20 protein-coding genes are annotated in these 23,620 nt (G+C 47.3%); 14 read left to right on the top strand and 6 right to left on the bottom strand.

Annotation, left to right across the window (positions count from 1 at the left end; all coding sequences use genetic code 11):
- Positions 1-30: 30 nt before the first annotated feature.
- The 8 genes from SIB79_RS05280 (at position 31) to SIB79_RS05245 (ending at position 11,697) form a co-directional block, all read left to right on the top strand.
- A complete protein-coding gene (locus SIB79_RS05280; RefSeq protein WP_063404016.1) occupies positions 31-546 on the top strand; it encodes a DUF2996 domain-containing protein in 516 nt (171 codons plus the stop codon).
- A 201-nt stretch (positions 547-747) separates the two neighbouring features.
- Entirely contained in the window at positions 748-2,160 is a 1,413-nt protein-coding gene (locus SIB79_RS05275) for a TldD/PmbA family protein (RefSeq protein ID WP_063404134.1), read from the top strand.
- Positions 2,160-3,548 carry a TldD/PmbA family protein gene (locus tag SIB79_RS05270; protein ID WP_063404017.1) on the top strand — a complete coding sequence of 463 codons (1,389 nt, stop codon included), beginning with the start codon at positions 2,160-2,162 and terminating at the stop codon, positions 3,546-3,548. Before SIB79_RS05275 ends, SIB79_RS05270 begins: the two co-directional genes overlap by 1 nt.
- Entirely contained in the window at positions 3,545-4,579 is a 1,035-nt protein-coding gene (gene fmt / locus SIB79_RS05265) for a methionyl-tRNA formyltransferase (RefSeq protein WP_063404018.1), read from the top strand. Before SIB79_RS05270 ends, fmt begins: the two co-directional genes overlap by 4 nt.
- A 203-nt stretch (positions 4,580-4,782) precedes the next feature.
- The gene (locus tag SIB79_RS05260; RefSeq protein ID WP_063404019.1) at positions 4,783-5,514 is read left to right on the top strand and encodes a hypothetical protein; all 732 of its coding nucleotides are present in this window, start codon (positions 4,783-4,785) and stop codon (positions 5,512-5,514) included.
- Between the two features lie 892 nt (positions 5,515-6,406).
- Positions 6,407-7,717, top strand: a complete 1,311-nt coding sequence (locus SIB79_RS05255) for an aromatic ring-hydroxylating dioxygenase subunit alpha (RefSeq protein WP_063404020.1) — start codon at positions 6,407-6,409, stop codon at positions 7,715-7,717.
- 146 nt (positions 7,718-7,863) lie between these two features.
- Positions 7,864-11,445, top strand: coding sequence for a transcription-repair coupling factor (mfd, locus tag SIB79_RS05250; RefSeq protein WP_063404021.1), 3,582 nt, complete (start codon positions 7,864-7,866; stop codon positions 11,443-11,445).
- An 81-nt stretch (positions 11,446-11,526) separates the two neighbouring features.
- Positions 11,527-11,697, top strand: a complete 171-nt coding sequence (locus SIB79_RS05245; RefSeq protein WP_196757461.1) for a hypothetical protein — start codon at positions 11,527-11,529, stop codon at positions 11,695-11,697.
- Between the two features lie 92 nt (positions 11,698-11,789).
- Here SIB79_RS05245 and SIB79_RS05240 read toward each other — a convergent pair whose 3' ends face one another.
- Genes SIB79_RS05240 through SIB79_RS05230 form a run of 3 tightly spaced genes read right to left on the bottom strand, consistent with a single transcriptional unit; the run spans position 11,790 to position 14,999 of the window.
- The gene (locus tag SIB79_RS05240) at positions 11,790-13,145 is read right to left on the bottom strand and encodes a S41 family peptidase (RefSeq protein ID WP_063404022.1); all 1,356 of its coding nucleotides are present in this window, start codon (positions 13,143-13,145) and stop codon (positions 11,790-11,792) included.
- 37 nt (positions 13,146-13,182) lie between these two features.
- On the bottom strand, positions 13,183-14,403 hold the full coding sequence (gene ispG, locus SIB79_RS05235; protein ID WP_063404023.1) for a (E)-4-hydroxy-3-methylbut-2-enyl-diphosphate synthase: 1,221 nt from the start codon (positions 14,401-14,403) through the stop codon (positions 13,183-13,185).
- Positions 14,400-14,999 carry a uracil-DNA glycosylase gene (locus SIB79_RS05230; RefSeq protein WP_063404024.1) on the bottom strand — a complete coding sequence of 200 codons (600 nt, stop codon included), beginning with the start codon at positions 14,997-14,999 and terminating at the stop codon, positions 14,400-14,402. The genes ispG and SIB79_RS05230 overlap by 4 nt, the downstream gene beginning before the upstream one ends.
- Before the next feature lie 305 nt (positions 15,000-15,304).
- Between SIB79_RS05230 and SIB79_RS05225 the strand changes: the two genes are divergently transcribed.
- From SIB79_RS05225 to SIB79_RS05200, 6 genes are all read left to right on the top strand, one after another.
- On the top strand, positions 15,305-16,483 hold the full coding sequence (locus SIB79_RS05225; RefSeq protein WP_063404026.1) for a pyridoxal phosphate-dependent aminotransferase: 1,179 nt from the start codon (positions 15,305-15,307) through the stop codon (positions 16,481-16,483).
- Positions 16,484-16,506: 23 nt separating this feature from the next.
- A complete protein-coding gene (locus SIB79_RS05220; RefSeq protein ID WP_063404027.1) occupies positions 16,507-17,406 on the top strand; it encodes a putative selenate ABC transporter substrate-binding protein in 900 nt (299 codons plus the stop codon).
- On the top strand, positions 17,403-18,146 hold the full coding sequence (locus SIB79_RS05215) for an ATP-binding cassette domain-containing protein (protein ID WP_063404028.1): 744 nt from the start codon (positions 17,403-17,405) through the stop codon (positions 18,144-18,146). The genes SIB79_RS05220 and SIB79_RS05215 overlap by 4 nt, the downstream gene beginning before the upstream one ends.
- Complete coding sequence (locus tag SIB79_RS05210) at positions 18,143-19,708, top strand: hypothetical protein (RefSeq protein WP_063404029.1); 1,566 nt, start codon at positions 18,143-18,145, stop codon at positions 19,706-19,708. Before SIB79_RS05215 ends, SIB79_RS05210 begins: the two co-directional genes overlap by 4 nt.
- Positions 19,709-19,730: 22 nt before the next feature.
- The gene (locus SIB79_RS05205; RefSeq protein WP_063404030.1) at positions 19,731-20,408 is read left to right on the top strand and encodes a GDSL-type esterase/lipase family protein; all 678 of its coding nucleotides are present in this window, start codon (positions 19,731-19,733) and stop codon (positions 20,406-20,408) included.
- Positions 20,409-20,574: 166 nt separating this feature from the next.
- The gene (locus tag SIB79_RS05200; RefSeq protein WP_236072668.1) at positions 20,575-21,258 is read left to right on the top strand and encodes a sigma-70 family RNA polymerase sigma factor; all 684 of its coding nucleotides are present in this window, start codon (positions 20,575-20,577) and stop codon (positions 21,256-21,258) included.
- A 37-nt stretch (positions 21,259-21,295) separates the two neighbouring features.
- Here the strand turns inward: SIB79_RS05200 and SIB79_RS05195 are convergent, their stop codons facing one another.
- The 3 genes from SIB79_RS05195 to SIB79_RS05185 form a co-directional block, all read right to left on the bottom strand.
- The gene (locus tag SIB79_RS05195) at positions 21,296-22,048 is read right to left on the bottom strand and encodes a DUF92 domain-containing protein (protein WP_063404136.1); all 753 of its coding nucleotides are present in this window, start codon (positions 22,046-22,048) and stop codon (positions 21,296-21,298) included.
- 307 nt (positions 22,049-22,355) lie between these two features.
- The gene (locus SIB79_RS05190) at positions 22,356-23,132 is read right to left on the bottom strand and encodes a 16S rRNA (uracil(1498)-N(3))-methyltransferase (protein ID WP_063404031.1); all 777 of its coding nucleotides are present in this window, start codon (positions 23,130-23,132) and stop codon (positions 22,356-22,358) included.
- Between the two features lie 8 nt (positions 23,133-23,140).
- Positions 23,141-23,590 (bottom strand): DUF3531 family protein, encoded by a 450-nt coding sequence (locus tag SIB79_RS05185; protein WP_011130165.1) that lies wholly within the window; start codon positions 23,588-23,590, stop codon positions 23,141-23,143.
- Between the last annotated feature and the right edge of the window lie 30 nt (positions 23,591-23,620).

Below are 23,620 nucleotides of genomic sequence, written 5' to 3'. Positions count from 1 at the left end.
GTTTAAAGTTTATTCGTCTGTACTGATCCAGTGAACGACAACGGCAACGACAACCGAGTAAATCCTAATGCTGATGCTCAAAAGCCAGCTGAACAAAAACCAACTCTAGAAAATCCAGTGAAAACCAACCCCACTGAAGATCAACAGGAGGGAGCAAAGCCTGTAACCGCCAAACCTCCAGCTGCAAAGGTAGAAGACAAACCTTTTGAGACCTTTATTCGTGATCACTTTCTTCCAAACATAAAACAGGCACTTACTGAAAGAGGTATGCCACCATCAACTCTTGAGCTGATTCAGGGAGATCGACCAGTTGTCGGTGATCCTTGCTGGATGGTCTGTGGTGAGATCCCCCTCGGTCGTCGCTTTTGGCTTTGCTTTGCAAGTGATTCAATCGCTTCTAAAAAGACTATTTCTCTAGCTGAGACTGGAACAGAACCAAGTCTCATAGAGCCATTCCTAATTGATGAAAAAAAGATGACATTGACTTTATTGCGCTCACGTCTGTTGCAGCGGCTCAATGGTCAGAAATGGTTGACTGCAAACTGAGAGACTTATTAGCCTGTTCAGGCTTATAAACGTATTTTCGCCGTTTCCAAAGCCACGATGCAGAGAACGAAATAAGCATTTTTTTTGCGGTTCGCCTGGATCTGTGCTGTCCATCTACATATCTGCGCAAATTCTCTCCATAATCAACGCAAGCTGCAGGAGAAATGGTTGGTCTCGACCTACACCCCAGATCAAAGCCTGATGCATAAGGCAGAAGCCTTGAATAGCCACTGGCAACCACAACTGGAATTACTACTAGCGCGTGGTCGAACTGCCGGTGCTGATCTGGTTGAGGTCTACCTGGAGCAAATTGATCATCTCAGCGTCCTTGCTGAACAAGACACCGTTACAAGTGTCACTCCATCCTTCGGCAGGGGTGCTGGGATCAGGGTGTTCCTGGGCAAACAAGATGGCTTTGTCAGCACCAATGATCTTTCAGATGCAGGCCTGAAGCATGCCTTAGAGCAAGCTCTCAGCATGCTTGGGCTTGAGGTTAATGAGGCTGGTCGCTCATCATTTAATGGTCTGCCGAACCTTCGTGATTTCGCCATCGATAAGGCCCACTGGCTCAACCAATGCCCAGAGCTATATGAAGCAAGTGATCGCCTTCTAAATGGAACTCAATTGCTTGATCAATATGGAACCCATCTGCAGGTGCGGCGAGGCAGTTATGCCCGCGACTGGCAGGAGGTTCTCGTGGCTGCAAGTGATGGCACCTTTGGACGCGACATCCGTTTGCATCAGTCCATAGGGCTTAATGTCCTTGCTACAGATGGCGAGCACCGCTCAAGCATTGGTCGCCGTTATGGCACATCGGGACGTCCAGACGACCTTCGCAAGTGGGATGCCGAAACGAGCGCCAAGGAAGTTTGCGAGAGCGCAGGCACGATGCTTTATGCCGATTACGTAGACGCCGGTCAAATGCCAGCAGTACTCGCCAACCGCTTTGGTGGTGTGATTTTTCACGAAGCATGTGGGCATTTGCTCGAGACCACTCAGATCGAGCGCGGTACAACACCTTTCAGCGACAAGTTGAACCAATCGATCGCCCATGAAGCTGTAACGGCAATCGATGAGGGGATTACTGATGGGGCCTTTGGTTCCCTGAGCATGGATGACGAAGGCATGGAAAGTCAGCGAACGGTATTAATTGAAAACGGTGTGCTCAAGCAATTCATCAGCGATAGAGCCGGTGAGCTCCGTACCGGTCACCAGCGCACAGGCAGCGGCCGACGTCAGTCCCACACATTCGCTGCAGCTAGCCGCATGCGCAACACTTATATCGCCGCCGGCCAGCACTCACCGGAACAACTCATCGCCTCGATCGACCGAGGCCTTTACTGCAAATCAATGGGTGGAGGCAGCGTTGGACCCACAGGTCAATTTAATTTTGCTGTAGAAGAGGGCTATCTGATCGAGAAAGGCAAGCTCGGCAAACCTGTAAAAGGAGCCACTCTGATTGGCGAAGCAAAGGATGTGATGCCACGGATTTCGATGTGTGCCAAGGATCTTGAGCTGGCAGCAGGTTTCTGCGGGTCAATAAGCGGTAACATTTTTGTCACCGTAGGGCAGCCTCATATCAAAGTCGATTCAATCACTGTGGGAGGGCGTTGATGATGTCCGAAATAAAAGCAGCAAATGTAATCGAACTCGACACTCATTCTCTACGGGATAAACTCAGTCAACTTGCTAGCCGCGAGAGTATCCACCAATGGGATTTAGGAGCAGCATGCAGCACAGATAGTTCTGTTCAAATTGATCGTGGCGAAGCCAAGCAAATGAAGGGTGCGCAACGCAGCTCAATCACAGTACGTGTATGGAACAACAAAGGGCTTGTAGGAATCACAAGCACGTCAGATCTTTCAGAAAAAGGAATAGAGAAAGCGCTTATTGGTGCTCGTCAGGCAAGTGACTTTGGCAACGCCGATGACGTTCCTGCCTTCTCAACACTCGCTAAATCTCCGTTACCAAAGCTAGAGCGACCTCTAAGACCAGCACAGGGAATTCAACGAATGCTTGAGGTTCTTAAAGAGGCCGAAGCTGATCTTCTTAGTCGACATCCTGCTATACAGAGCATTCCTTACAACGGTCTAGGAGAAGCAACCTACGAACGAGTTTATCTCAATAGCGATGGTGCGCTTCGTCAAATGAAGCGTAGTCAAGCCAGCCTTTACCTTTTTGCCCGCGCAGAAGAAAGTGGACGTAAACCACGCAGTGGTGGTGCAATTCGCCTTGCTCTAGGTAGTCACGATCTGGATATTGATGGATGTATTGATGAAGCAGCGGAACGAACAATCAGTCATCTTGACTATCAGCCGATCGACACTGGGTGTTATCTCGTCTGCTTTACACCAGAGGCTTTCCTAGACTTGATCGGTGCCTTCAGCAGCATGTTCAATGCCAGAGCAGTGCTCGATGGCGTCAGCCTCAGCCAACGAGAAACAATCGGCAAAAATATCGCCGTTCCATTCTTCTCCCTTCATGATAATGGCCTACATCCTGCACATGTAGGGGCCTCTAGTTTCGATGGTGAAGGCACACCTACTCAAAAACTTTGCTTAATCAACGGTGGAAGACTTGAGAGTTTTCTGCACTCGGAAGCTACCGCAAGGGCATTTGGTGTACCACCAACTGGCCATGCCGGACTGGGAGCAAAGGTATCAGTGGGACCCGATTGGTTTGAAGTGAGCAACACTGAAGGTCAAAACAGTGCAAATACTCATCTGCAACACAGCAGGAGCAAAGAAACCTTCGTGTTAATCGAAGGGTTAAATGCTCTACATGCTGGGGTTAAAGCAAGTCAGGGTTCATTCTCTCTGCCATTTAATGGTTGGTTGGTTATCAAAGGGGAAAGGGTGTCGATCGAAGCAGCGACAGTTGCTGGAGACATCCGTACGCTGTTGAATAGCATTGTGAATATGGAAGCTGAACAGGTGATCACACCAGGTGGGGTATCTCCTCATGTGTGGGTCGAAGGCTTATCAATTACTGGTGAAGCATGAGGGTGCTGTTCTGGGGTACCCCCAGCTATGCAGTGCCAACTCTGGATGCCTTAAAAGTCTCAGGCTTTGAAATTGTTGGCGTGGTGAGTCAGCCTGATCGTCGGCGGGGGCGCGGTAATCAGCAAATGGCCTCACCCGTCAAACAACGAGCAATGGATCAGGGGTTGCGTGTATTCACCCCTGAACGGATTAGGGATGAGGGCGACATTCAAGCAGAATTAAAATCACTAAAGGCTGATATTTCTGTTGTAGTCGCCTTTGGGCAGCTTCTTCCTTCAACAGTTCTCAATCAACCTCCTCTCGGTTGCTGGAACGGTCACGCTTCACTGCTACCCCGCTGGCGAGGAGCAGGACCGATTCAATGGAGTTTGCTAAGTGGTGACACCGTGACAGGCGTTGGAATCATGGCAATGGAAGAGGGGCTTGATACAGGCCCTGTTTTAGTCCAGGAAAGGGTTGCTATCGGCTTACTCGAAAATGCGAATCAGCTGTCTAATCGTTTGAGCTCTATAACAGCAAAATTGTTTTTAGAATCAATGCCAAGGATTGCAGCAGCAGGCCCTGGTGTCGAATCGGAACGTTGGAAACAATTGGAAGTCATCAAACAGGAAGAGATTGAAGGTGACCCGACATATGCCCGAATGCTCTCAAAAAACGACCACATTCTTGATTGGAATCAAACTGCAATGGATTTGCATCGCAGGGTTATGGGCCTTTATCCAAACGCATTCAGCAGCTGGAATAACAAAAGGCTGAAAGTACAAGCCACTGAGCCACTTGATGAGGAATTGAAATCCAAGCTTTCTGAAGAAGTAAGGCCACTGATTGGACGCTGGCAAGATGGAGAACATGAACCGGGAAAGATCCTGGCTTGCGAATCCGATCTGGGCCTAGTCGTAAGTACAAAAACGTGCCCTTTACTCATTCGACAAGGCCAATTGGAAGGCAAAAGCAAGGCGCTTGGAGAGGTGTTAATACAACAATTGCAAGCGACTGTTGGCCAGGGTCTTGGGGTGGGGTTCAACATCTAACACAAGGGTTATCGTTGCCAGATGTCCTCCTTTAGCGTGTTTCAAAAATTGTCATAGGTTCAAACCAGACTTGACCAATCCTGACAGGAGCATGCTTAGAAGACCAATGTCAAAAGGCGAAAGGAATAGAGAAATCACAAACAGCGCAGTTATGAGTTGGTGTGATCAATAATGCCCAGAAAGACTGGCTTTAGCCATTGGTGATGCAGATCCAGGTAAAGTTGTGCCACACAGACCCAAATCGTTGCATTGTGCACGTTTCGGGTTGGAAAGGTGGTGAGCCTCTGGGAAGTGCCTTAGGAGAGGGACCGACGGCTGAGTCTGCAGAAGACCGAGCCATAGAAAGACTGATCCAACGACTAGCCAACAAGACAAGCCATCTCAATGATAGTGATTTAGTTGAGACTCAAGAAACTGATTCAGATTCAAGCACTAATAAAAGATTAATCAGCGTGCCATTCAAAAAAGATGAGCAGAATCATCAACCAAATAATATAGAACAATTATCAACATCAGAGCAACAAGGAGAGGCTCTAACAGATCCCGAAGACTGGAGTGATGAATTGGCAGCAATAGATCATGAGCTACAAAGAATCGGATGGGATAGAGAACAGGAGATGCTTTACCTGCAGAAGTGCTTTGGTCACTCAAGTCGTCATCGCATCACTCGCTACAGTGATTTAACTTCCTTTCTGAATCAACTAAAAGGATTAGAGCCTGGAGAAGACCCTAATGAGGCTAGCCAACCATTACGCCGAACAGATCTTCTGAGCCAATGTGATCAGTTGCTCGAGAAACTTAGATGGACACCAGAGCAAGGCAGAAGATACCTACAAGAGCAACTAAAAGCGAGAAGTCGACAACAATTAAATGATCAACAATTGCTGAGTTTCAACATGCTTCTAGAAGCAGAGCTGATATCAAATAGGCAATAATCAACATAAATATATTGTCTGCATGATTCGTATATGTTTATGTGGTGACAAACAAAAAACCTAAGGATAGCGATCATTGAGTCAGCAAATAGTAAATATATCGCCAAAGGCTGTATAAAAGCTAAAGAGTGGCATCAATGTAGACCAATTAAGAATGGCTTTTAAGTTTGTTCGGAATTAATATACACAAACGCTAAAGGCCCATAAGATAAATTCAAGAGGTATCAATACTCTAGGTCAACATGAGCTTGATAGATAATCAGAATTGGAAGCCTGAAAGGAGGATTGGATGCCTATAAATTAAGGCTGTTGAGCATGCGGCAACAATTAGACCGAACTATCCTGTTGCATCGGAATGAATCAATGGCACGGAATCAGGCCTCAGGGAGTAGCATCTTGCACGATATTATGAATCTAAAACTCTTAAGCTGTCAAAAGATCCACAATAAGTTGTTGTCATAAGTGGCAGCTTAATTAGGAGGACAACATAAGAGTTAAACTGCCAATTGAAATCCAGGAAGAGATACTGCTAGTCTTTTCGCTGATTAGTTTGCGTTGGTATATTGCATAAATTGTTAGCGTTAAATAATTTTAGCCTGAATAATCAACTGAGTTGTCAAAATACGAAGATGCCGCAACCCGTGCCGTCAAGGCAGGAAAGATCTACCAGAAAGCGGTGAGCTAAGTGCTACGAAGGTCCTGTCAGGGGGGGGGGTGAGGCCCAGGGGTCACCGGTGTGATCGCCTGCAGCGCAAGGGTTTATCAGTCTTAACGTCGCATCCAAGAGGCCAATGAGAAGCTCACCAGAATATCAATATTATTACGCCATAACTGCAGAATTTACAAACCAGTTGCCTGCACGATAAAATCGAATTAATAAAAAAAGACCAAGTTGACAGTTGAGTCTCCAATCGAGAAAGCCATACGTCCTTCAGTAGGCCTACTGGGTTGGTATTCCGTCTGTGCCAGTAAGTTATTAAAAGAAAATGAATTATATCATCTTTCCATGTTTAATGAGCCATTAGTGATATACAGAGACAAGAATAATAAGCCGAGATGTATCAAAGATTCATGCCCGCATCGATCGGCATCTTTTCGTGGAGGAGAAAATCAAAACGGTGAAATTGTTTGTCCTTATCATGGAGCTCGCTATACGACATCCTGCAATCAGGATGGATCAGACAGAATAACATGCAACCATATTATTGACTCTCATTATGATAACTTCGCGAAAAATTTACACCTCAGGCAATATCCCTGTGTAGAACAAGGTGACTATATATATATTTATTATACAGGAGAAGCACAGCCTAGCCCAAATGATTTTCAGATAAAATCTAACCTAGAGAATAGTCTTCCAGAGGCATATGGCTTTGACTTGAATGATTACGAATATGAAGAAGTATTTATAGACTTTAAATGCGATTGGTCTCGCATCATAGAAAATCATTTAGACATCCTGCATATCTTTTGGCTACATGGCAATACATTGCCAGGAAATGATGTCAACAGAAAAACAATTAAAAGCTTCAACCAGTCAATTAATAAGGACCAATATCATCTTCGAAGTGTCTACCATGAGAAAGAAAATAACAAGGATGAATTCATTTCTCAAATCTTCATCCCTCCTGGCCGTGTGATTATTTTCAAGGGAGCAACTGAGCAGGCAAGATATGTACAAGTTTTAGATCATATCCCCTTGTCACATAATAGAGCACGAATCATTGTTCGTCATTATAGAAAGTTTCTTAGGAATAAGCTTCTGTGCAAATTACTCCTCTTTAAACAAAGGCAACAAAAAGTGTTTTATAATATTTTCTCGGAAGATTATCTCGTCTTACAAACTCAAACGTTTAATGAGCAAATGGGATACTTGAACCAAGGCCAAGCCAAACTTTTAGCAGAAGACAAGATGATTAATCTTTTTTGGGATTGGCATCAACACTCACTTGAAAAAGAACACCCATGGGATATACACCCCACAACCGCACATACAAATACAATTCATCAAGACATGTTGATGCTATACCCTCCTGCAAACCCACAGTTATCTCATGATATTAAACGTATAATCGATCGCAAAGTAGCCGTACGACTATTCTCTATAATACTGATCATACTCGCGTTAATTTTTGCGCCAGACTTAGTTCAACAAATAAAGTCTGGCAATGTTTCAATGCCCATGGTTGGAACTCAAGAATAAAGATCTAATTTCCTAGAGATTTTGATTTTTATTGATATGAGTTCTGTTCAAGAATTAGGCCTTGCCTAACAATTGAACAAAACACTTCACTTGGGCCTCACAAGCTATATTTATAACTTGTCAATTTTGATGATTATTTAGCAACCATGCCTCTGAGCTCATTAGTTCGTCAGCTTCAGAAGTCTACTCTCACTGGTGAGTTGGTGGATAGAAGTAATCGAAACGACCGCTTACTGATGCGGGGAGCCGGGCGAGTCGGGCGCGCATTGATTGCAAGTGCAATAGCTCGTAAGCAGAACCGTCCACTGGTTGTGATCGTACCGACACTAGAAGAGGCCAATCGCTGGTCTTCGCTGCTTGCAATGATGGGTTGGTCGCATAATCATCTCTACCCAACAAGTGAAGGATCACCTTATGAGCCATTTGACCCCACAACAGAAATCGTATGGGGGCAATTGCAGGTTCTAAGTGAACTTCTTGGAGAATCATCCCGAAGTTGGGATCGAGCCATTGTGGCCACAGAAAGAGCTTTGCAGCCACATCTACCTCCTGTTGATGCACTCGCATCACAGTGTGAAATACTCTGTCGTGGAGAGCATATAGACCTGGAAAGCTTAGCCAATACTCTTAGCAAACTTGGATATGATCGAGTTACAACAGTTGATCAGGAAGCTACCTGGAGTCGTCGTGGTGACATCGTTGATATTTTTCCAGTAAGCAGTGAATTACCAGTTCGCCTCGAGTTATTCGGCGATGAACTTGACAAATTAAAAGAATTCGACCCAGTCAGTCAACGTTCCCTGGATGAAGTTAATGAGCTTTGCCTAACCCCTTCAGGGTTTAGTCCATTAATTGCTCATCAACTACGAGAGTCCATGCCCGATGGGCTTGACCGTCTTGTTAGTGAGGAGACTTTAGATCAACTATTAGAAGGTTCTACACCAGATGGTATAAGAAGGTTAATGGGTATTGCATGGAACAAACCTGCCTCGCTACTTGACTACATTCCTGCCAACTCCTTTATCGCAATAGATGAGAAGCGTCATGGCTCTGCACATGGAAAACTATGGCTTGAACATGCAGAAGAACATCACATTGATGTGGGTCAATCAATGGGATTGTCGACTGATGAACAAAAAAAGTATTGGCCTCCATTGCTTCATCGCAGCATCAAAGAAAGCTATGCAACCACAGATCGCTTTGCTGGCATTGATCTTGCCGAACTCCATGAAGACGATGGTTATGCAAATAGTTTTGATCTTGCCAGTCGACCAATTCCAGCCAACCCAAACCAGTTCGGCAGATTAGGAGGGCAAATCAAAAATTATCAGAAAGAACATCATCCCGTTTGGCTTTTATCAGCACAACCAAGCCGGGCTGTGGCTCTTCTTGAGGAGCATGACTGTATCACACGCTTCGTCCCAAACGCTAAAGATCACCCAGCCATTGAACGTTTGCTCGAGCAAAACACCCCAGTAGCTTTAAAGACAACCGGTTCTGTGGATTTAGAGGGGCTGATCTTGCCAGCCTGGCGTGTTGTTTTGATGACTGACCGTGAATTTTTTGGTCAAAAAACCCTTGGCTCTACCGGTTATGTTCGACGACGACGGCGGGCGGCGAGTCGTACGGTTGACCCCAATAAAATGTGCTCTGGAGACTTCGTCGTGCATCGCAATCACGGCATCGGTCGTTTTCTGAAATTAGAAAAACTAGCCATCAGTGGTGAGGTCCGTGACTATTTGGTTATCGAGTATTTGGATGGAACACTCAGCGTGGCCGCCGATCAGCTCGGCAGCCTCGGTCGGTATCGATCAACAAGTGAATCGCCACCAAAACTTAATCGCATGGGAGGAACAGCGTGGCAAAAAGTTAAAGAGCGCACCCAAAAGTTAGTTCGCAAAGTTGCGATGGATCTGGTCAAGCTCTATGCAGAGCGACTCCAGTCCCCTGGATATGCCTTCCCACCAGATGGACCATGGCAGATTGAACTCGAAGAATCTTTTCCCTATGAACCAACACCTGATCAGGTCAAGGCAGTCGTTGATGTAAAACGCGATATGGAAGCAGCACAACCTATGGATCGGCTTGTGTGCGGAGATGTTGGTTTCGGAAAAACAGAAGTAGCAATACGAGCGATCTTCAAAGCAATTACGTCTGGACGCCAGATAGCCATGCTTGCGCCCACAACAGTGCTAGCCCAACAACACTGGAGAACACTTTCAGACCGCTTCGCTCCCTACCCAATCAAGGTCGCCTTACTGAACCGATTCAGAACAAGCTCAGAACGAAAATCAATACTTAATGGCCTCAAAGAAGGGACAATCGATGCAGTTGTCGGTACCCACCAGCTACTCAGTAAAAACACAACATTCCAGAAACTAGGGTTGTTGGTTGTTGATGAGGAACAGCGTTTTGGAGTCAATCAAAAGGAAAAGATCAAAGCTCTTCGTAAGGATGTAGATGTTTTGACCCTTTCAGCCACACCAATTCCGCGAACCTTATACATGAGCCTTTCAGGGGTAAGGGAAATGAGTCTGATCACAACCCCTCCACCATTGCGCCGGCCTATCAAAACCCACCTAGCCGCTTTTGATGAAGAAGCAGTTCGTAGTTCTATCCGCCAGGAACTTGATCGAGGCGGACAGGTGTTCTATGTCGTTCCTCGTGTTGAGGGTATTGAAGATGTAGCTCGTCAACTTCAACAGATGCTGCCCGATTTGAAGTTGTTGGTAGCCCATGGTCAGATGGCAGAAGGCGAACTTGAGAGCTCGATGGTCGCCTTTAATGCAGGGGAGGCCGACTTGATGCTATGCACCACGATCGTTGAAAGTGGACTCGATATCCCACGTGTGAACACTATTCTCATTGAGGATGCTCATAAATTTGGACTAGCACAGCTCTACCAACTACGTGGACGTGTGGGTAGAAGCGGTGTTCAGGCTCATGCATGGTTGTTCTATCCGGGTGACGCATCCCTCAGTGATACCGCTAGACAACGCCTAAGAGCAATCCAGGAATTTGCACAGCTAGGAAGTGGCTATCAACTAGCGATGCGAGACATGGAAATCCGTGGTGTGGGAAACCTTCTCGGCGTTGAACAAAGCGGCCAAATGGAAACCATTGGTTTCGATCTTTACATGGAAATGTTGCAGGAATCACTTGCTGAAATCCAAGGACAGGGCATTCCATCTGTAGATGACACTCAAATCGATCTGCCGGTAACAGCTTTCGTGCCAGCGGAATGGATTGTTGATGGTGACGAAAAGATCGCTGCCTACCGAGCTGCCGCAAATTGTGCTTCTCATGAATCACTGATTGAGTTGGCAGCTAGCTGGACAGACCGATACGGAGCCATTCCTGGTCCTGTGCAATCACTTCTTCAACTCATGGAGCTCAAACTCTTAGCTCGTCGCTGCGGGATCTCGAGAATTAAGCCAGAAAAGCCAAATATTGCGATGGAAACGCCGATGGAGGAGCCCGCCTTCCGGCTACTTAGGCAAGGTTTACCGCAACACCTGCATGGCCGACTGATTTACCAGACTGGAAGTGGAAATAAAGCCAAGGTGCTGGCACGAGGTCTAAGCGTCTTGCCTATGGAAAAACAGCTTGAACAACTGATGGAGTGGTTGCGTCTCATGGCCACACAGATTCCTTGCGAGGATGGATTAACTGCAATTCAGCAAAAGCAGCAAGCCATAGAGCGAGACGAGGCCGTCATTACCCCCTAAGCCCTTCCAGCGCAACTATATTAAGAAGTCTTTACAAAAGCGCAATTCTTCGTTACATTTGAGCAAATAGCGAAAAGTGCCTTGGGGGAATTCACTGAGATCGGGAGCAACCAGGGAATGATGGGATTAATGAGCGGATTGTTGAGTCTCGCCGCCATTGCCATTTTTGCTGTTCTTCAAAGCGAAGCAGAAAACGATGACGACGACTCGAATTCAGGTGGAGATGGTGGCTTAATGCAACCTGTTACTTAGAGATTAAACGGGGCGTAATTATTATGCGCTCGTACATATCCTGCAAGGTCATACATTAATCATTATTTAACAGGAAGCCTAACTTTTAGATATTATAGCGTTGATGGAATAGCCTGAGGAAGTTTAACTCCTACAGGCTTATACATTGGTCCATCAAGTATTTTGTTTAGGGCTTTAATTAGTGTTGTTTCGGCCACCTTGTATTGACTATCCTTCTCAGAACCAAGATCCTCAAGCTTAAGATTATTGATTTCTTTTTCAGACATCACGGCCTTAATATCTGGCTTGATGCCATTTTTATGAATGTCCGTTCCGCTTGGAGTGAGATACTTAGCGATCGTGACAGTAAGACCAGAGCCATCAGAAAGGCCTCGAACTGATTGAACCAAGCCCTTGCCAAAGGTCTTCTGTCCTACAAGTACACCACGGTGATTGTCTTGTAGTGCTCCAGAGAGGATCTCACTTGCGCTTGCTGAGCCTTCATTCACCAAAACAACAACAGGGCGTTGGGTTAAGGCACTTCCATTCGCTCGGCGTACATCTTGAATGCCATCACGAGTTTTTGTTCGAACAATTGTACCTTCATCAAGCCATTGGCGTGCGATATCAATACTGGCTTCAAGCAAACCTCCAGGATTACTACGCAAGTCGAGTACATAGCCTTGCGCACCCTCTTTTTTTAAATTCTTGATAGCACTTCGCATTCCTTTAGCTGCATGGGCATTAAACTGTTTCAGGCGGATATAACCAATCTTTGTACCATTTACTGTCGTATTTAACTGGATATCAACTGCCTGTATCTCAATGCGTGCACGTATCAACGGGACCTGGATAACTTCACCCCTGCGACGCAGACCAAGGGTGACCTCACTACCTTCTTTACCACGAATCAACTTAACAGCATCCGCTGTAGACATGCCCTTAGTGGATTGTCCATTAATGAAAACGATCACATCCTTAGGTTGGACACCAGCCTTAGAGGCAGGAGTTCCTTCGATTGGTGAAACCACAACTAATTCTTTTGTATCCTTGTCTAGAGAAAGCTGGATGCCAACACCTGTTAATTCTCCTGAGGTGTCGATCTGCATTTCCTTAAATTCCTTTGGATCTAAGAATCGTGTATAGGGATCATCCAAGCTTGCTAACATGCCACGGATCGCTTCATAGGATTCTGAAGTGGCTGAATAGTTCTTGGCTAATAAGTCCTTGCGTAGTCCCTTCCATACTTCAGGGTTATATTTACCTGTGGAATCAAGATAGTCACGATATACAATCTGCCAGACCTGATCAATCACCTCTTTGGGGCTATCACTAATAGCGGAAGAAGAACTGCTTGGTAAACCCAAACTTGGAGAGGCAAGTGCAATAGCAGCTCCTCCCGCGCCCAGAAGGACCAGCCATGAACTGCGCTGGCGGCCTAATGAGCGAAGACTTCTAGAGATGGGCATAGCGTCCAAATTGGACTGATCTCACACAATAACGACTTCAAGGCGGATCCACCCATCGACCGTCATCCTTAATCAACTGGATCAACGCATCTACACCCTCAGACTCAGAAACCTTGCGAATCTCATCTCTGCCCCGATAGAGGGATATGACTCCTGGGCCTTTACCAACATAACCATAGTCAGCATCTGCCATCTCACCTGGGCCATTCACAATGCAACCCATTACCGCAATATCCAAACCAACAAGATGGGATGTGGAATCGCGCACTTTCTGAACAACCTCTTCAAGGTTGAACAATGTTCGGCCACAACTTGGGCAGCTGATGTACTCGACCATCGTTTTGCGCAGCCCGATGGATTGAAGAATCGAGTAACAAACTGGAATTTCTTTCTCAGGCGCCTCGGTCAATGAAACTCGGATGGTATCGCCTAGACCTTCTGCTAAAAGCGTTGCGATGCCCGCTGTACTTTTAATCCTTCCATAATCCCCATCACCAGCCTCGGTTACGCCCAAATGAAGGGGATAATTGAAACCCTCTTGATCCATCGTGTCAGCCATCAATCGATAAGCCGCCAACATCACAGGCGCTCTAGAGGCCTTCATCGAAATCACGATGTTATGAAAATCGAGCGAATCGCAAATTCGCACGAATTCCATTGCTGACTCAACCATGCCAAGAGGAGTATCTCCATAGGCAAAGAGCATGCGTTCAGCAAGCGAACCATGATTCACTCCAATACGAAGAGCTTTGTCTTGCTGCTTGAGACGAGTGACAAGCGGTTCAAAATTCTCGGAAATGCGTTCTCTGATAGATGCAATCTCTTCGGAGCTGAACTCGGTTCGATCTGGATCAGCTTTATCAAACACAAAAAGGCCAGGATTGATCCTCACCTTGTCGACATGGTTTGCCACCTCAAGGGCAATTTTCATGCCGTTGTGATGGACATCAGCCACAAGGGGTACCGGTTGATAGGTCTCCCTAAGCCGTTGACAAATCTCACCGACGGCCTTGGCATGACCGAGAGATGGAACAGTTAGACGAACAATTTCACAACCAGCCTCATGCAAGCGTCGTATGCCTGCTGTTGACCCCTCCACGTCAAGGGTGTCCTCGTTGATCATCGACTGCACCCTGACAGGATGATCACTACCGATCAAGACACCTCCTACGTTGACAGTGCGCGTTACACGTCGGTGGATCTGGGTGTCGTATCTCCTGGATGTGCTGGATTGATACTCAGCCATGGTTGCACTCATGGCAGACGGCGCCTAGATGAATCCAACATTGGCACAACAGCGCACCTATTGACTTGTATGAGCCTTTGGCGGACCTCGAGCAGATCGCCTCTGGTGAGGGCAACAGGAGCACCATCTACTGGAGATGGATTGCGAAGGAGGTAGGCAGGATGCAAAAGCGGCATCAGTAAACGACCTTGCCAATGCTGCCATTGACCACGAAGACGGGTAATTCCTCCCTTGATACCAAGGATGGCTTCGACTGCTGTCGAGCCAGCCAAGGCAATCACGCAGGGATCAACCAACTCAATCTGTTGTTGCAACCAGGGACGGCAAGAAGCAATCTCAACAAGTGTCGGTCGCCGATTCTTAGGGGGCCGGCATTTCATAACATTGCAGATGTAGGCATCAGTTTGAGGGTCAAGGCCAACACTCTCCATCAAACGATCTATAAGTTGACCAGAACGTCCTACAAAGGGCTTCCCTAGCTCATCCTCGCGAGCGCCTGGCGCTTCCCCGATCAGCATCAAAGAGGCATGTGGGTTTCCACGACTCACAACAACCTGAGGCTGGTCAACAGGCAAGTCACAGGAACCACAGCCATTAGTGCGCTCCATATGAGCCCCATAGACATGGGTCAATCCTTGTGAGTTTTATTTTAATTAATTGCGAACAGCTGCAACGTCTCTGATGGAAAGCATCGACTTGCGTTGAGGAGATCTAGGCGAATTCAGACTAAAAAACCGCGAAGAGTCTCCAAAAACTAGCTCTTGGCAAGATCGATTGACCTTCAAAGGACAGTGGTTGCGACCCAAGTCAACCATGAGCATTAAAAAGCCAATCGAAAGATGTTGGTTGTCCATGTCAGAGCATCAGGCAAGATGTGGTCCTTACGGGCATCCCGCAAGGGGATGCGGCACCAATGCCACTCCCGCCTCATCTTTCCGACCGAGTCGTTGCCCTTCAGCCCTCACTCACACTGGCAATCAGTGCTCGAGCAAAGGCCCTTCAGCAAGAAGGCCGCGACATCTGCAGCCTGAGTGCTGGTGAGCCAGATTTCAATACCCCTGAATTCATCATTGATGCCACGGTGAAGGCACTCCGTGATGGGATCACCCGTTATGGCCCTGCCGCCGGAGATCCCGAACTCCGTGAGGCAATAGCAACCAAGCTCAGCAAAGAAAACACTGTGCCAACCAATGCAGAGCAAGTGTTGGTGACAAATGGAGGCAAGCAAGCAATCTTTAACTTGTTTCAAGTGATCCTCAATCCGGGCGATGAGGTTTTAATCCCTGCTCCTTATTGGCTGAGTTATCCAGAAATGGCCCGCTTAGCTGGTGCAAAGGTGACAACACTTCCCTCCACTCCAGAAGACGGTTTCTGCCTAGATCTCAACAACCTAGAAGCCTCCATCGGCCCTAAAACCCGTCTTTTATTACTTAATTCCCCTGGCAACCCAACCGGCCGTGTGATGGCACGCAAGGAGCTGGAAACTTTGGCTGATCTGCTGAGAGATCATCCCCAGATCCTGGTCTTGAGTGATGAGATCTACGAGTTCATTCTTGAAGAAGGGCAACAGCATCACAGCTTCTCGGCCATAGCACCAGATCTTTCAAACAGAACCTTCATCGTTAACGGCTTTGCCAAGGGCTGGGCAATGACCGGTTGGCGTTTGGGTTATCTAGCCGGCCCCGCTGATGCTGTAAAAGCTGCTACTGCCCTCCAAAGCCAGAGCACTAGCAATGTCTGCAGTTTCGCTCAGCGTGGAGCCTTGGCCGCGCTACAAGGCTCAAGGGAGTGTGTGAAAAAGATGGTCAAGAGCTACAACACCCGCCGCGAACTCCTCACATCTGGCTTGCTTAGCCTTGAGGGAATGAGCCTGGTTCCTCCAAAAGGTGCCTTTTACGCCTTCCCAAAACTGCCACCTGAAAGCCTCGACTCAGTAAGTTTCTGTGAGCAAGCTCTTGAAAACCATGGGCTTGCAATGGTTCCAGGTGCAGCATTTGGAGACGACAGTTGCGTCCGCCTCACCTGTGCGGTTTCACCAGAAACGATTTGCGATGGACTAGAACGTCTCCGCAAAGCTCTCAAACAGAGCTAAACACAAAACACAATAAAAACAACATGCCTTCAAGACCAGGCGGGGCGTTGGTCCGCACTGCATTGATCTGCTTCTTTGGGTTGATGAGCTGCACTAATCAAACTGAGAAGACACTTCGTATTGGGGCAATTCCCGATCAGAATCCTGAGCGTTTGAACCGTTTATACGGCCTACTCTCGTCTGAACTGAGTAAAGAATTAAATGTGCCCGTTCGCTACAAAGCAGTAACGAACTATCCAGCCGCAGTCAGTGCATTCCGCACCGACAGCCTTGATCTTGTTTGGTTTGGAGGCCTAACAGGTGTACAAGCTAGGTTGCAGAAGCCAGGAGCAGAAGTTATCGCGCAAAGAGATATTGATGCCAAATTTACAAGTGTATTCATAGCCAATACAAAGAGCGGAATTAAGCCATTAAAAAGCCAATCTGGGCTTCAGCAACTTAATGGGAAGCGGTTCACTTTTGGCTCCGAAAGTTCCACCTCTGGAAGATTAATTCCTCAGCACTTCCTTCAGCAAGCAGGTGTGCAAATGAATGATTTTTCTGGAGGCAAACCAGGTTTCAGTGGCAGTCATGATGCAACAATTGCTTTGGTGCAAAGTGGTTCTTTTGATGCTGGCGCACTGAACGAAAGTGTATGGGAGTCGGCTCGAAAAAATGGCCGCATCGATCCAGCCAAAGTGAAAGTGATTTGGAGAACGCCCCCATATGCAGACTATCACTGGCTAGGACAACCCAATCTCGATAAAAAGTTTGGCGATGGTTTCACTGAAAAACTAAAGTCTACCCTAACTGGATTAAAGAAAAGTTCGAAATCACAAGAAAAAATACTTGAACTTTTTGGGGCAAGTAGTTTTGTAGATGCAGACCAAAATCAATACATAATTATCGAGAAAATAGGCAGACAACTAGGAAAGATTCAGTGAGAAAATTGCTCGAAATAAGGGGCGTATTTGTTCACAGTAGTAGAGGGAATCGGCTTAATGATATCAACCTTAGCATTTCTTCTGGGGAGCGTGTTGCACTTGTAGGCAGCAACGGATCAGGAAAAAGTAGCTTATTAGCGGTTGCCAACGGAACTCTTATTCCTGATTTAGGGAAGGTAATGTGGCAAGATTATTCAACCTCAAACTTAGGGAAACGTCAACGAAAAAAAATAGGAACGCTGTGGCAAGATCTTCGCCTTGTAGAAGAGCTCAACGTTGCACAAAACATCAACTGTGGTGCGTTAGCTAACAGAAATTTACTATGGGCTCTAGCTAATTTACTCAAGCCAATCGAATTAAATGCCTGCAGTGAATGTCTTAAAAAAGTAGGTCTTTCATCGAGCATCCTTTCTACAATGGTAAGCGAACTCTCGGGGGGACAGCGACAGCGAGTGGCAATAGCACGCCTCTTACGTCAAAAACCAGAACTCATTCTCGCTGATGAACCTTTATTCAGTCTCGATCCAATCCTTGCAGAGAAAATCCTCCATCTTTTCTTGGACAACACGATGACTAGTGATATGGGCGAAGAAAGAACCCTTTTGATGAGCCTGCATCAACCATCCTTTTTTCGGCACTTTGACAGGGTAATCGCACTTAAGTCTGGGAGAGTTGTCTTTGATCAACCTGCTGAATGTCTTGATGAAGAAGCCTTAGCCTTGATCTACGGATCTGCATGAGTCGCCTCAGTCCAACTCCTCAAATCCTGAGCCTTTTGCCAGCACTGGCTTTATTGCCTGTACTTATTTCTATACTCATAAGTTTCCACAATGGTGGAGTCACTCTCCTATGGGAGTTTATTTGCGCTGCCGTTCATCCATCTATTCAAGCAGAGGTCGTTCAAAGTGCATTTAGAGGAATACAGATCACTTTGGCCACAGCTCTTCTTAGCTGGTCAATAAGTTCAATAGTTGGAATTTGTCTTGGCATAGCCAGCGCCAGGGTGGTATGGGAGACCTTTTTAGGGACAAACTGGCCAGCGATTGTGATTCGCAGACTTTTGGCAATGCCGCGCGCAATTCATGAACTCCTCTGGGGTTTGTTGTTACTTCAAATGGTTGGACTGAGCCCTTGGGTAGCAATTGTTGCAATCGTCATTCCTTACTCCTCACTTGTTGCTCGAGTCGTAAGTGATCAACTTGACACCCAGGATCGTCGAGCCCTAAGGGGCTTAAAACAGGCTGGGGCGGGCTCCTCTTCCGCCTTAATTACAGCTCTTGGCCCTGCGATGGGGCCTGTCTTAATGAGTTATGTCGGATATCGACTTGAATGTGCATTAAGAGGTGCAACCGTGTTGGGGGTTTTTGGATTGGGTGGTATTGGCACTGACCTTCAACTGGCACTTCAATCTCTTCAATTCCATGACGTATGGACAGCTTTATGGTTACTAGCAGCAGTAATGTTTAGTCTTGAGCAGATATTAAGTTTGATACGTAGATATTTCAAATTATCGAAGAATGGGATTTGGCAAATTGCCAGTATATTGATTGTCTTATTGATTCTATGCGCACTAAGTATTCCCTGGCTAAATGCAGTTGATATTGATCTAGGAGAACCTCTTCACTGGAGCCCCCTTCCATTGCCAACCGTTGATGAGCTAATAATTGCTATTCACACTCTCCCATGGATCCAATTAATCAGCAGCACGATGTTGCTAACAGTGTTAGCAGCAGGAATCGCTATCGGAACACCGCCACTAGCAATGATGCTTTGGCCAAGCCGACTGGGAATAGCAATACAAAGAATCATCTGGGGCCTGCTAAGACTGATGCCAACCCCTCTTACTGCTCTATTTTTGCTGCTCTTCAGCAAACCGAGTGTGGCTGTTGCTGCTCTTGCACTTGGAGCCCACAACATTGGAGTGATGGGTCGCCTCTTAAAAGAAGGGCTTGACCAACAAAGCGACAACAACTTGAAAGCCTTAAGCGCGACTGGCGCTGGAGCACGATCGGCTTGGCTCTATGGATGCTTTAGCGGCCAAAGCCGTAGCTATTTAGCCTATGCCGCTTACAGAACGGACGTGATTTTGCGAGAAACCGTGGTAGTTGGCATGGTTGGAGGCACTGGACTGGGTTGGCAGTTAATCGAATCTCTTGGTTCGTTCAACTGGGCACAGGTCAGTGTCCTAATCGCGGTGTTCACAGCTCTGACCTTGATCGGAGAATCGATCACTGATCGCTTGCGATATCACTGGACTGGTTCAACTAAAAAGCTACCTATGGTTGTAGACCTACAAAGCTGATCAGGTTCCACTTCTCGATGTGATGGCCAATACATACAAGAGACTCGTTGTCATAGGTGACAGTGGTGTTTATGGATGGGGAGATCGAGAGGGTGGCGGATGGTGTGAACGTCTGCGATGCCAATGGATGAGCCTCCCTGATGCCCCAGTGGTCTACCAGCTTGGAATTCGTGGTGATGGACTGGAAAGTGTTGCCAAACGCTGGCAAAAGGAATGGCAAAGTCGAGGCGAACTCCGTCGTCAGGTTCCTGATGCAGTTCTTGTGGCGGTGGGCCTCAATGACACAGCACGTATTGGACGCCCCGATGGCCGGCCCCAACTCACGGCAGAGGCCTTTCGCTTTGGCCTGCAGCAAATGCTGACAGAGATGAAACACCTCACCAAGGTGATGGTGATGGGCCTCACTCCTGTCGATGAAGCTGTAATGCCATTTGCGCAATGCCTCTGGTATTCAAACCAATCGGGGTCGGTTTATGAAGCCCAGCTTGAGGAAGCCTGTCTTGAGGTTGATGTGCCATTTCTGCCGTTGCACAACGCCATGCTCAATGAACCTGCCTGGCTGAGCTGGATCGAACCCGATGGTATCCATCTCAACTCAGAGGGACATGACTGGATCCACCAACGGGTGATGGCATGGACATCGATGCTGGAGTGGGCACAGCTCGAACCACTAACAAACTTCACTCCTACGGTTGGCTGAGATCACCCCTAAGGAATCCGATGTTCATCCTTTAGTTGGTTTACCAGTGCTGCAGCAAAGCAGAAAGTTAAGGATGTTAATAGAAAGTCAAGTCATGGCGCAAACTTCTTGCAAAACCTTGAGAAGAAAGAGAGCAGAGTGCTCTGGGAATCAGCGTTCATTTTCATTGCCCAAATCGATACAAAAACGCAATCAGGCTGTAGTTGAACACCTTGGATTGGCGAACCTTGCAGCAACTCGCCAAGCCACCCGTGGCGGAGAAGAACTGGATGATCTCATTCAAGAAGCAAGGCTTGGATTAATCATGGCGATGGAGAAATTCGATGCCAATCTTGGATTTAAAGTAAGTAGCTATGCAATGGCTCGTGCCAACGGCCAGATCCTCCATTTCCGCAGAGACAGAAGCAAGATTGTGAGAGTGCCCTGGCGACTGAGAGACCTATATACCCGCGGCATGAGACTCCAGCAGAAGCAGCAGAATGATGGCTTAAAACCTTTCACCGAAGAGCAACTGGCTGCACAATTAAATGTAAGTTCAGACCGCTGGCATCAAGTTGCGGAAGCCATATGGCAGACACACCTTGTATCTCTGGATGCCAAAGAGAGTTCAACAGGTGGCAATCATGTTGAGAAGAGAGTCCCATTATTGGAACGGCTCAAGTCACCAAAGCAGAAAGAACCGGATCTGCAATACCAATGGCTAAAAAAGGCTATTCAGCGTCTAACATACCACCAGCAACACTTGCTTTACGCCCATTACATCGATGACATCAGCTTGAGACAGTTAGCAAAGCGCGAAAAGATGAAGGAGAACAAGCTGCGAAGAGTTTTGCGAGGTTTAATTAAATAACTTCAACTTTGGTCCACAAAGAAATCTGATTAGCTGGTTAAGCAGCCAAACCAAGCCAAGCGGCGATTGCGATGGCAAAAACAGCAGCAAAGCTTGTCTGTAATCCATTAACAAGTTCATTACTCAGCCAACTAATTTTGTTCTGAGCAATTGCGCCTAAAAGGCTCTCCATAAGAGTGGCCAATAAGCCAATCAAAGCAACATAGATCGCCTGGAAACCAAAAGGCAACAGAGATAGGGAGACCATCACGAAGGTCATCAAAAGACTGCCAAGGGCACTTGCGAGAGTGCCCTCGAGACTGATGGCTCCATCCGTACCAGCAGGTACAGAACGCAGCGTGGTTATGAGCACAGTGGTTCGGCCCCAACGTTTGCCTATCTCACTGCCGAAGGTGTCAGCAAGTTTCGCAGCAAAACTTGCTGCGAAACCGATCATCAGCAAAGACTGGGAACCAAGGCCCAGTTTGATCAGGATTGCCACTACAGCACCAGTGGCTGCAGATCCCCAGACATTTTCAGGCCCACGCCTGCCACCACGTCCCTCAGCAAGGCCAGCGAGTTTCTTCTGGGCCATGCCAAGACGGGTGACCATCGATCCCAGTACGAGATAAATCACTACCGCAAGCCACCCACGCCAGCCCAGACACCCCCAGAGGATGGTGCCTAGTGCCCCGGCATGAATCCATCCGGAGGAAGTGAGTAATGGCAGCCTCTGGGCCAGCGCAATCAATAGAGCGTTGAGAGCAAAAGCCCAGAGCCATTGAACCAGAGTCGGATTAGAAAAAAGCATCAACTTTGATAGCACTGCCTTTGGCCAGATTGGACAAGAGACAGCAAGCGTGGGCTATTGCTTGACGCTGTCTGGCAGACCAGAGCATGAAGCAGAAAAAACAGCCTACGGTTTTGATCTTCTCAATCTCAGCATTGAGAAAATTATCACCTCAAAAGACTGTGCAGAAAATCACTGAAGAAGTCCAAGCCCTCGAGCCAAAGGAAGCCGCTATGAGATGAAGGTTTGCTTGAAAAAGACGCCGATAAGCGCTGACATTCGTGAGTAAAAATGCAGCCGCGTAGATCAAAAACAAGCCTGCAGGAATTCAATCAGATCTTGACTGATCTCTTGACAAGCTGATCCGTCGACTTGAAACCATTGTTTGAGCAGCTGCCACAGCAGCTGTGCAAGTACGCATGATTGAATCTCCCAACGCCACAGGCACCCAACCGGCGGCCTCAGCGGCACACTCTTCAGATGGGCTCCAACCACCCTCAGGACCAATCGCAACTGTGACTTGGTTGATTTCTGGGGTCAATCCTTCCATCAAAAGTTGTAGATCAATCAGTCCCTGCCGACGAGTGGTGGCCAAAGCAAAAACTGCATGATCTGGTGGACTTTTCCACAAGGCTGAAGCTTCTGCTATGGGCAAAAGTTCTGGCTGCCAAAGCTGCTCAGATTGCTCAACTGCTTCCCTAAGGATCACCTTCCATCGCAATGGTCGCTCCTCCGCCTGAGGAGTACACCTATCAGAACGTAGAGGCTGAATCAGGTTGACGCCTAGTTCACAACTCATCCTCAAAACCTCCTCAAAGCCACGCTTTGGGAGAACAACAGCCAAACCGAGTTGTTGACGATGGCGAGGTTGTTGTAGAGAAGGAGACGAAGGTGACGTGTCAAGTTTTAAAAAATCACCTGCTTGTAGATGGGCCTCCCAGAAATGGCCAACACCATCAACAACCGCAACCGCTTGCCCATTGCGAAGGCGAAGCACTCTGCGCAGGTAATGGACTTCGTCTTGCTTGAGAGATAACAAATGGTCAGAAGCAGTGATTGCATCAAACCGCTGCGATTCAACCAAAAGGCGCCTGAGCTCAGCCAAGAGACTGCTTAGGCCTCCACAGGAAAGATGCTGTCGGGATGGGGCTCAACAGGCCAGTCATCATTGACACCACCAATCAACACTTCATCCAACTGCACCACATCGGAGTCAATTTGTTGGAGAGCGTTGATCAAGACATCAAGTGCAACAGCATCACTTGTACCAAGATCAACCCAACAACGTGCCCAGCAGCCTTGATATTCCAACTGGCCCATGTTGTGCATCAGCGCAGGGATCACGGATCTGGCGTCTTCATTGTCGTAAGTGATCCAGCTGAGATCCGCACCTTCCTCATGGACTTGTAGGTTCTCAGCATTAAATCCACCCAAACGGCCAATCACGTACCAACTATCAAAGATGCCATCGACGTAATTTTGCTCACCCTGGCTTGGTACATCGGCAAAGTGAAGCCATAGCCAACAGTTGAATGGATCAACCTCGCGGAAACGAACGTCCATGAAAGCTCGACGATGGCTGCATCATCGCGG

The sequence above is a fragment of the Prochlorococcus sp. MIT 1342 genome, assembly GCF_047304495.1.
Taxonomy (GTDB): Bacteria; Cyanobacteriota; Cyanobacteriia; order PCC-6307; family Cyanobiaceae; genus Prochlorococcus; species Prochlorococcus marinus_D.
Note: the sequence above shows the minus strand (reverse complement) of the source record. Positions and strands in the feature narration are given on the sequence as shown.